The sequence below is a fragment of the Sphingomonas oleivorans genome, from assembly GCF_003050615.1.
Lineage (GTDB): Bacteria > Pseudomonadota > Alphaproteobacteria > Sphingomonadales > Sphingomonadaceae > Sphingomonas_H > Sphingomonas_H oleivorans.
This window is the reverse complement of the sequence record NZ_NWBU01000004.1, coordinates 384,374-393,399: the sequence shown is the minus strand read 5'-3', so window position 1 is coordinate 393,399 and position 9,026 is coordinate 384,374. Positions and strand designations below refer to the sequence as shown.

Sequence of the window (9,026 nt, the reverse complement as noted above, 5' to 3'; positions counted from 1 at the left end):
GGGTGTCAGTCCCGACGCTGGTTCCATGGGTGGTCGGGCGCGGTCGGCCGGCCCGATCGGCTGACGCCGCGCGCCTTGATCGGAGCGCGATGCCCGAACTGCTCGGCCGTCACTTCGAGGTGATGCGCACCGCATAGGTTGCGGGTGTTGCTGTCCTCGTCGGAGCCGCCGAGGGCGAGCGGAACGATATGGTCGACGACGGTCGCGATCTCGGGCCGGCCAGCCGCAAGGCACATCTCGCATAGGCCATGCGTGCGGGCGAGGCGGCGACGACGCTGGGCGACGCCCGCGCTGCCACGAAGACGCTCGACCATCACCGCCGCCCCCGAAGCTGACGATGCAGGCGCCGCATCCGCGCAGCCAGCTCGGACTTGGCGAAATGGAAGCGCTCCGGGTTGTTCCAGTCCGGGCGCAGGCGCTCGATCGAGATGGAGATATCCAGCGCCTCGGCGGCCAGATCTGACTGGGAAGGCTGCGGCATGCGATCCTCCCCAGATACGACAACGCCCGCGAGCCGGTGGGCTGCGGGCGCTTGCTCAGGGCGTAATGCCCCATCTGCATTTCTTCTTACACTTAGGCGGACACCAGTCAAGAGGACTATAGTCTCCGCCATTGCGCGATCAGGCTGGCCGTGAACGCAACGCATGTCTTTGCAGCGGCGAGCGCCGACCGGTCGTTGTTGGCCAGCTTGGAGCCAGCCGTCCCGGCAGGTTCGTCGAAGCGGCAGACGTTCTCATAAACTTCCCAATAGGGTCGCGGCACGCGCGCCATCAGATCCTTCAAATCAACCAGCGCCTCCTGCTGAGACCAGCCGAGCGGAGCATCAACAATATCAGCCGTCAGATCGATCGCCCGCAACCCGCCTTCCGCCCGTATCCATAGGTTCTGCGTATAGCGGATAGCGCGCTGCTGCGGCTCGCCGAACATCCCATTGTGGTCGCTCGATATCCAGCGCTCGACGGCCGTTCCGCCCCGGTTGAGCAGGACTTTCACCATGGACATGCGCTTGCCGCCCAACGACCCATCAAGGTCGACCACCGTCGATTCCTCGTAACGGCCGTGCTGGGCCATAAAGGGGTTCACCAGCGGACGAGGTTCGGCCGCGGCCTGCTGAGATGTCTTCTGCTGCCGACGCCGTTCGCGTTCAGCCTGATCGACCGCCTTCCGCCGTTTCATCTCGGCTGCCAGTTCGGATATCGCCTTGATGTCCCTACTTCTCACCATGCCCTGATCCCCGCTCACCCTACTCATTACTCTGCCGCAATGCTGTCGATGGCCGATGACGCCGCATCGCCGAACGTCGTCACGCCCTTGTCCAATGGTGCTGATCCAGCCGCAGGCGCCGCTGACTCCTCGCCCAGCCGGTCCAAGCCGAACTCGGCCTTGATGGCGGCCATAGCCTCAGGGGTGAGGGGGTCATCTTCCAGGCGCCGGCGCTCGGCCTCTTCCTTCTCCGCCTGGGCGGCCAGCTTCTTCAGCCGGTACGCGCGCGCCTGCCGCGCATAGATTAGGGGGTTGATGAATGTCCGCAATTCGCCCGCTGACTTCGGGAAGAACCGTTTGCCCGGGGCGTTGCAGTAGGCGCGGCAGGCTGCCTCCAGGATGTCCAGCGGCACGTCGGCAACGTGGACGCGGAGCATCTTCAGCGTCGCCTCCGCCTCGGCCGCATCCTCCTGCTGCAGGATGGTCGCCGACCGCAGGCCGCGTAGCGTCCGCTGTCGCTCGTCGGCCGTCGACGGGGCCAGCGCAGCGAAGTGCGCGTCGGCTGCCGCACGGATCGCGGGCAATTGGCCCGGCCGGATCGGGAGGGAGTAGGCATGCGGGCCGCTGGCATCGAGCTCGTGCAGGTCAATCCATGACGGGATGGAAGCCGCCAGTTTCCCAGTCACGCTGATTGAGCGGGTCCCGGAATTTTCGTTCGCCAGAGTGATTTCGTTGGCCACGTCGATCGTCCTTGATGGGGTAGAGGCCCTGCCAGCCGTTGAGGGTGGATTGCTCGAGCACCTTGCCGGGCGGGTGCCCGTCCTCGGCCAGCCGGTGCAGTTCACGGATCGCCAGCTTGGCGGCATGTGGGCCCAGCGGTTTCTTGATCTGCTTCCGCATCGCTACGAAGCCGTCCCACTGCTCGTCGGTGACGCCCTCCGGTAGATCGGGGAGCGTCTCGACCGCAGAACGCGCTGGCGCCTTGCGCTTGCGCGTCTCCGAAGAAGGCGAAGCCTTCTGAGGTTCAGGTTCCAAGACAGGTTCCGTGTCCCGTTTTTGGGACTGTTCTGTGGGGAAAGTGGAACAGTTCCGTTTTTGGAACAGTTCCGTTTCTGGCACCGTCTCTAACGATCCCGTTTCCGGCACTGTTTCGACGGGGAGTGCCCAAACGATGATCTGTTTTGTATCGCCCTTGCGCCGGCCAGTGTCGGCGATTAGGCCGACAGCCTTCAGGCGCTGCTGGCCCGCAAGCACCGTCTTGCGGTCGAGCCCGGTGAACTCCACCAGCGACGCGACCGACGAGAAGCACTCGAAGCTGTCCTTTGATGCGGCATCAGCCATAGCCCAAAGGATCAGCTTGTCCGCTGGCCGTTCGGTTTTCTGTTTTCCTGCCCAGACGGACGCAACCGTGCTCATGCCGTCGGCGCCTCGCCGATGACGTTGTTCCCGCGCGAGCGGAGGATTTCGACCCAGTTGTCGAGATGGCCAGCCCAGCGAGCGCTGCATTCGAGCCACGGCTTATTCGGCACGCTGTCGGGCCACCGGCTGCGGTGGATGGCCGCGCAGATCGCGTCCACCGGATCGGCGCCCGCGTTCTTGGCGCGCACATAGGCGCGGACGTGGATCTCCTTAAGGTAGCTCACCCCAAGCAAGGCCTCGACCACATCGTCTTCGCTGCCGGCAAAATAGCTCATGCGCTGGGCGCTGCCTTGTCCTTGGCCGCCTGTTTGGCAGCATAATCTTCCCGCAGGCGCGCCGTGGTGGCGTCCCGCAGGGCCTTCCATTCGGAATCGTGCCGGGCATGACCGAGCTTCGCCGCACGCGCGCGATCGGCGCGGATGATCGCCGCCGGGTTTGAGGCCCGGCGGAGAAGTGCGTTTCTGATGCGGTCGAACATGCCTCAGTCCCTCCGGATCAGTGCAGGCCGAGTGCGTTGCGATAGGTCTCGAGAAGGGCATCCGCCTCGTCGCGCGCGTCCTTTTCCATCCGGCGCAGGCGGATGATGGTCTTCATCGTCTTGACGTCGAAGCCCTGGCTCTTGGCTTCCAGGTAGACGTCCTTGATGTCGTCCAGCATGCCTTTCTTCTCTTCCTCAAGGCGTTCGACGCGCTCGAGGAACAGTCGCAGCTGATCCGCCGCGATGTTGCCGTCGCTCATGCTATTTCCCTTCCGTTGGTGAGAGAGGTGGTCAAAGCCGGCAGGGCATCAGGACGCCCGTCCAATCTGGGTCTGCCGGGTTTTTGATCAGCGCAGGGCCGGTCGCGTCCGCCGCACTGAGCACGAACTCATCACCGCCGGCGGCATCGATCATGTCGATCAGGTGGGAGCCGCTGAATCCAACCTCCCACGGCTCGCCTGAGTGCTGGCAGCTAATGCGGACCGCACTGGCGATGCCGCTGACATACTTCGCGCTGACGGTCGCCCCCTCGCTGTCAAAGTCGAGCCGAACCGCCCGTACGTCCTTGGACCCGAATGACACAGCCTCCAGAGCGCGCCGGAATTCGGCCGACTTGAACAGGAACGACCGCCCTGATTCGGATGGGATTACGCGGGCATAATCCGGGTAGGTGCCGTCAATCAGCTTCGTCGCGAGGGTGACGGATGCGTTGCCAGCGCGCAGCGAGAAGTGGGCGCGGCTCACACCCTTCCGCTCTGGTGCGGTGCTGTCCTCACGGTTGCGCAACATGCCGGTGCCGACGCGGAACGCGATGCCTGGATCTGCCGCACCCGCCTTGTTGCCAATCATCTCCAGCAGGAGCCGGATCGCCTTCCGTGGGATTATAATCCCCTCCAAGGCTCCGGAGGCGTCTGGGATCTCAAGATCTATGACGCTGAGGCGATGTCCATCCGTTGCGACGGCCCGGAACGTGGTGCCATCGATATGATGGAGATATATGCCGTTCAAATAATAGCGGGTTTCCGCCTTCGAGATGGATGCCGCTATCCGGCGCAGTGAGCGCAACTGCTCATGGCTTAGCGTGGCCGTGAATTCATCATGCGCGATTAGTTGGCCCGACAGCGGAAAATCGTCGGCCGCGATGTTGCTGACGACTTCGACCGATAGCGTGTCGGACGCGAGCGCGAATTTCCCCTCGGCCGGCTCCAAGGTGACGTCGGAGCCGCCGCCGGCCTTCACGGCCCCGATGATCGAGCGGTAGTCGGGAATGAGGAAGGTCGCCTCGGCGCTGCCTGCGCGCGGCACCGATGCCGAAACCAGAACGTCCAGGTCCGTGCCCGTCGCCTCGAAAACGCCATTGGCGCGGGCGTGGATCATGCTGAGGGTCGGTATTGTTTTGTTGTTCCGCTCGATGCACTTCCCGGCGAGGGAAATGGCGTGGCGGAAGTCGCTGCTCGAAAGCGAGATTGCTTCGCTGTTCTGCATGCTCAGTTCCTTTCTTCGTGGGTGGTGAGGGGAGGGAGAGGCGGTCACGCTGCCGCGTCCGCGAACAGGTTTCCCTGGCGCTGCGCGTCCTCGATGCGGCGGCAGGCGATGTCGAAGTAACGGGCGGCCTTCTCGATCCCGATGAACTGACGATGCGCCATTGCCGCCGCGACACCGGTGGTGCCGGAGCCCATGAAGGGGTCGCAGATAAGCTCTCCAGCGCTGGTGAAATCGGCCAGAATCTCCGACATGAGGCGCCGGGGCTTCTCAGTCGGATGCTCGCCGTGACGCTCCGGATTGTTGACCAGGTGGGTGTAGACGCCGCGCTTTCCGCCAGCGTTCCAACGTGCATAACCTTGGCCGGCCCAAGCGCAGACGAAGTTCTCTGCACCTTGAGCCGGACCTTGCCCGTTGAGCTGCGGCGTTGAATCCGGCTTAACCCAGACGCAGGCACGCTTATATTTCATCGACGATGGATTGATGCAGTCTGCCCACTTGGCGACGCCTTCGGGCGTGCAGAAAACGATGAACCAGCCGTTGCAAACATCTGAGGCGAGGCGAACGAAGTCCTCTCGGATGTCATCGATCGGTGCGAAATCGAGGCCCTTCAGTGCGGCACCACGATCGCGTCGAATGCGCCCTTTTAGGCTGTTCTTCGCGGCATGAAGCGACGCCTCATAGGGCGGATCACAGATGATGTGATCGACGGCGACAAGAGTCGGCAGGATCTCGCGACAATCACCCAGATAGAGCGTGGCGTTGCCGATATGCTCGACGCGGGCGCCCATCAGTACCGGCTCGCCAGATCGCGCTGATGCTTCTCGCGCATCGCAGCGGCATTGCGAGCGACTTCACGCTTGCCCTCGGCCTGCATCTCGGCCTCGATCACCGCGCGCGCCTCGGCGCTCGTCAGCTTCTTTGTGTTTACGAGCCGCCGATATTCGTCGCGATATGCCTCCGGGATGTGGCCGATCATTCGCAAGGTGCGCTTGCGGCCGGAAGACGCCCGGTGCGGTGCGAGATTGGCGCGTGCTGTCTCGGCGTGCCTCGCTCGAACCAGGGGATCTGCCAACCGAGCTTTCTGCGACGCGCTGATTTTTGCGCGGACCTCTGGCCGTTTCATCGTTTCGATATGCGCGCAGCGGCGACAGCGCCCCGGCCCCCTGGAGTCGCAGGCGTCCTTCTTCATGCAATTCGGGCGCAGGTTTCCCGCCGCTCCCACGTCCATCGACGCAGGAGCGCTGTTCGCTCCATTCATCGTCAGTCCCTCCCGCCGGGTCCCCCGGCGCTTAAGTCCTCAGTCGAAAATCAGTCGTCGCGGGCGCGGCTGCTGAACGGCGTCAGGATCATGATCATCTCGTCCGCGTCGTCTTCCAGCTCGCCACGGTCCGTGTGGCAGTAGCGGCCATCGAGGCCGCGTTTCGCGAACTCGGCGGCACCGGAAACCAGCTTTGACACGACCGATGCCGGAGCATCTTCGGCCGGGTTCAGATCGCGCGCGCCCTGGCCGACTGCCCCCAGAAGCTTGTTCGTGAATTCGACGCCGATGAAGTGGCAGAGGATCATCAGATGCCCGCCCTTGGGCCGGCGGCGGTTCTCGACCGCGTTGGCGATCCAGCCACTCACGGTGCGCGCCGGAATGCCGGTGCCCGTCTCGATGTCCTCGACCGAGAAGCGGCGCCCCTGGCCGATGAACAGGCCCAACGTGCGGTGGATATGATCGTCCGCCGCTTCCGGCGAAATCAGCGCTGTGTGCGACGCAGCATTGTTCCGGGTGCGCATCTATCTATTATCCCCATGATCATCGCCCAGCATCGAGCGGAAATCTTCCAGCAGCCCGTCCAGAAGGGTGATGGCGAGCCATGTCACACCCGCCCCAACGGCGCCGCAAATCCCGTACAGCGCGGCGAGCGCCGTCACTTCCGTCATGCCGTGGCTCCCGAATGATGGATGTCGCCCTTCCAGCCCCGGCGGCGCAGCTCCGCCGCCAGATCGGCGTTCGAGAAATCGCGCAGGCGGAACTCCAAAGGCTCGACCAGCTCGACAGAGCGGTGGGCGAAGGGGTGGATGCGGATATAACCAAGCGCCGCCAGGGTCTGTCGATGCTCGGATACCCTGGAATGGGCGATGTGCAGCTTGGAGGCCAACTCGCGGAGCGAAAAGTCCGTCCCGCCACTGCGGTAGATGTCGAGCAGCTCTTGCTGCTTGGGATTGAGGGGCTTCATGCGGCCTTGACCTCAGCGCTGGCTGGGACGGGACGGTACGTGGCCATGAAGTGGCGGACCTTGGCCTCCGTCTCGGGCCACACGCGCCGCCCCGCGCGCAGTTGCCCAACGAAATGCGGATCGCTGAGCGCCTTCCGGCCAAAGGTAATAGGCGACATGCGATGGTGAGCTACGAACTCGTCGATCGCGTCGATCAGCGGGGTCGGTGTGGGCTTCATAACGGCGGTGTAAAGTAGGACGTATCCTACCGTCAAGTCTAGAACGTAGGACAAATCCCAGTATGGCAACAGCCAGTGGTGTGTGGGAAACGTCCCACATGCAGAATTCCACGCCAGAAAAAGAGGAGACGCCGCTTCAGCGTTTTGTGTCGCTCGCCCTTGCCGCCGCCCCCAAGCCTCGGGATCACTATGACCGGATGATCCAGGAACGCACAGGCACCAAGGGTAAGCCGATCTATGACATTCAGAGAGGGAAAAGCCTTCAGCCCTCTCTCACGACATTGCAACATATCGCAGAAGTGCTCGGTCAGCCGATTGATCGGCTGACCGCTGCAGCGGCTGGCCAGCTCGTCACGCCTGTGGAGCCAGTAAGAGGCGCCGACCGGGAAGAGGCTGGGCAGCCGTCACGTTCGTATGCGCCCAGTCCAGACATTCCGCCTACGAGATCGGCATCGGATGGTGATGGGGCGATCGATATTCGCCAGGTCGATCTTGCTTATGCCATGGGCGACGGGGCGAATATCGAGGATTATCCCGAAGAGGGAACAATCAAGTTCGATCCCAACTTTCTGCGCGTTCTTACACGTTCCCCGGCCGATCGGCTCTTTGTCGCCCGCGGCGATGGCGACAGCATGATGCCGACGCTCATCAATGACGATATGGTGCTGATCGATACCGCTCAGCGCCGCCTCAATATGCAGGACCGTATTTGGGCGGTCAGCCTACACGGAGCGGGAATGATCAAGCGCCTTCGAGTGATTGATCATGAGACAGTGCATGTCATCTCGGATAACCCCAATGTGCCGGGTCAGGAGGTTGCTGCCGAAGACCTGTTCATTGTGGGGCGAGTTATATGGATAGGACGGAGAATCTAATTGACGGGAAGCCTTCGCTCGGCTGAACCTGCCTAATCTGGAAATATGTTGCAGAAGTAGTCACTTACCTCGGGGGGGGGAGCGGTGATCGATCAGCTTGAGTTGAGGCGTGTAAATACACCTATCAGCCTATATTTCGGCTTGGCAGAAGGAAGAACGGCTGATTTGGAGGTGGTTGCGGAGGCGGCCATTGCCTGGGTTGCTGCGCTTCGGGAATTAGCCTTCGTTGTTGATCCCAGCGTTCAGTTGGTGGTTGAAATTGTCGACGGCGATCGCGGCAGTCTGTGGCTTAACACAGTGCTCACATTCTTTGAGCGCAAGCTGGAGAAAATAGAGCGAGGGTCATCTAAATATCCTCGGTTGCACGCCTTGGCGAGGGCTTTGGCGCTTATCGTGATCACCACTCCAATAGCCATGACTGTCGAAAGCATATGGAGTTCCGTGACGAGCGACAATCCTGGAGTAGAGTTATCACCAGAAGAAAGAGAACTGCTGGCGCGGGATATTGCCAGAGCGCTGCAGCCGAATGTTGCAAAGTCGCAACGTCGCCAATTTTTCCAAGCAGTAGAGAAGGACTCTCAGATTACTGAAGTTGGAGTTTCCTCAGTCCCTGACACGAGGCCCGCCTTCGTTGTTCCTCGCGGTATCTATCAAAAATACCTGCTCACGCCCGAAGTAGACGAGATTGAAGAAAAGTCTCGCAAGTGGTCTGAAACGTGGGAGGTTACTCTGGTAAGTCCTGTTCTTGAAAATGCAGAGAGAAGCTGGCGATTCAGGCGTGAAGGGATGCCAGAGTTTGGTGCAGTGATGAAGGACCGTGAATTCCTTGCTGCAATTGAGAGGGCTGAAGTTCACGAGGAATTGCGTCAGGGGATCAAAATGACAGTGACTCTAACGTTCAAAGATAAATTTGAGAATGGGGTGTGGGTTACGAAAGAGCGAAGCGTTGTTGAAGTGATCAAGCCGCAGTTGCACCGCGCGAGACTACCCCTCTGAACTGCCAGCACGATAGAAGATGGAAATGAGCACCGTTAGCGCGAGAACGGAAATTATCCATGTTGTAAGCGGTGACAGTCGTTCAAAACCGAGCAGGGCAACGGTAGCTGCGGCCGTTATGCCGGCG

At 61.7% G+C, this 9,026-nt stretch carries 16 protein-coding genes; 2 read left to right on the top strand and 14 right to left on the bottom strand.

Annotated elements, in window-relative coordinates; all coding sequences use genetic code 11:
* Positions 1-5: 5 nt before the first annotated feature.
* From CLG96_RS02060 to CLG96_RS02005, 14 genes are all read right to left on the bottom strand, one after another.
* A complete protein-coding gene (locus CLG96_RS02060; protein WP_107966184.1) occupies positions 6-314 on the bottom strand; it encodes an HNH endonuclease in 309 nt (102 codons plus the stop codon).
* Positions 314-481, bottom strand: a complete 168-nt coding sequence (locus CLG96_RS18570; protein ID WP_165799484.1) for a hypothetical protein — start codon at positions 479-481, stop codon at positions 314-316. Before CLG96_RS18570 ends, CLG96_RS02060 begins: the two co-directional genes overlap by 1 nt.
* A gap of 116 nt (positions 482-597) precedes the next feature.
* Positions 598-1,224, bottom strand: coding sequence for a hypothetical protein (locus tag CLG96_RS02055; protein ID WP_165799483.1), 627 nt, complete (start codon positions 1,222-1,224; stop codon positions 598-600).
* 26 nt (positions 1,225-1,250) lie between these two features.
* Positions 1,251-1,943, bottom strand: coding sequence for a hypothetical protein (locus tag CLG96_RS02050; protein WP_133175319.1), 693 nt, complete (start codon positions 1,941-1,943; stop codon positions 1,251-1,253).
* Positions 1,849-2,619, bottom strand: coding sequence for a hypothetical protein (locus tag CLG96_RS02045; protein ID WP_107966181.1), 771 nt, complete (start codon positions 2,617-2,619; stop codon positions 1,849-1,851). The genes CLG96_RS02050 and CLG96_RS02045 overlap by 95 nt, the downstream gene beginning before the upstream one ends.
* Positions 2,616-2,897 (bottom strand): hypothetical protein, encoded by a 282-nt coding sequence (locus tag CLG96_RS02040; protein ID WP_107966180.1) that lies wholly within the window; start codon positions 2,895-2,897, stop codon positions 2,616-2,618. Before CLG96_RS02040 ends, CLG96_RS02045 begins: the two co-directional genes overlap by 4 nt.
* Positions 2,894-3,100: a hypothetical protein gene (locus CLG96_RS02035; protein WP_107966179.1), complete on the bottom strand. Its 207-nt coding sequence runs from the start codon at positions 3,098-3,100 to the stop codon at positions 2,894-2,896. Before CLG96_RS02035 ends, CLG96_RS02040 begins: the two co-directional genes overlap by 4 nt.
* Before the next feature lie 17 nt (positions 3,101-3,117).
* Positions 3,118-3,360 carry a DUF2312 domain-containing protein gene (locus CLG96_RS02030; RefSeq protein WP_107966178.1) on the bottom strand — a complete coding sequence of 81 codons (243 nt, stop codon included), beginning with the start codon at positions 3,358-3,360 and terminating at the stop codon, positions 3,118-3,120.
* 31 nt (positions 3,361-3,391) lie between these two features.
* Positions 3,392-4,585: a DNA polymerase III subunit beta gene (dnaN, locus tag CLG96_RS02025; protein WP_107966177.1), complete on the bottom strand. Its 1,194-nt coding sequence runs from the start codon at positions 4,583-4,585 to the stop codon at positions 3,392-3,394.
* A gap of 44 nt (positions 4,586-4,629) precedes the next feature.
* Entirely contained in the window at positions 4,630-5,373 is a 744-nt protein-coding gene (locus CLG96_RS02020; protein WP_107966176.1) for a DNA-methyltransferase, read from the bottom strand.
* Positions 5,373-5,843 (bottom strand): hypothetical protein, encoded by a 471-nt coding sequence (locus CLG96_RS18440; RefSeq protein ID WP_165799482.1) that lies wholly within the window; start codon positions 5,841-5,843, stop codon positions 5,373-5,375. Before CLG96_RS18440 ends, CLG96_RS02020 begins: the two co-directional genes overlap by 1 nt.
* A 50-nt stretch (positions 5,844-5,893) precedes the next feature.
* Positions 5,894-6,367 (bottom strand): hypothetical protein, encoded by a 474-nt coding sequence (locus CLG96_RS02010; protein WP_107966174.1) that lies wholly within the window; start codon positions 6,365-6,367, stop codon positions 5,894-5,896.
* Positions 6,368-6,514 carry a hypothetical protein gene (locus tag CLG96_RS18565; protein WP_165799481.1) on the bottom strand — a complete coding sequence of 49 codons (147 nt, stop codon included), beginning with the start codon at positions 6,512-6,514 and terminating at the stop codon, positions 6,368-6,370.
* The gene (locus CLG96_RS02005) at positions 6,511-6,810 is read right to left on the bottom strand and encodes a LexA family protein (RefSeq protein WP_107966173.1); all 300 of its coding nucleotides are present in this window, start codon (positions 6,808-6,810) and stop codon (positions 6,511-6,513) included. The genes CLG96_RS18565 and CLG96_RS02005 overlap by 4 nt, the downstream gene beginning before the upstream one ends.
* A 316-nt stretch (positions 6,811-7,126) precedes the next feature.
* On the opposite strand from CLG96_RS02005, the gene CLG96_RS01995 reads away from it, so the two are divergent.
* Together CLG96_RS01995 and CLG96_RS01990 are read left to right on the top strand one after the other, a co-directional pair.
* Positions 7,127-7,903: a S24 family peptidase gene (locus CLG96_RS01995; protein ID WP_165799480.1), complete on the top strand. Its 777-nt coding sequence runs from the start codon at positions 7,127-7,129 to the stop codon at positions 7,901-7,903.
* 84 nt (positions 7,904-7,987) lie between these two features.
* A complete protein-coding gene (locus CLG96_RS01990; protein WP_133175317.1) occupies positions 7,988-8,899 on the top strand; it encodes a hypothetical protein in 912 nt (303 codons plus the stop codon).
* The last annotated feature ends 127 nt before the right edge of the window (positions 8,900-9,026 follow it).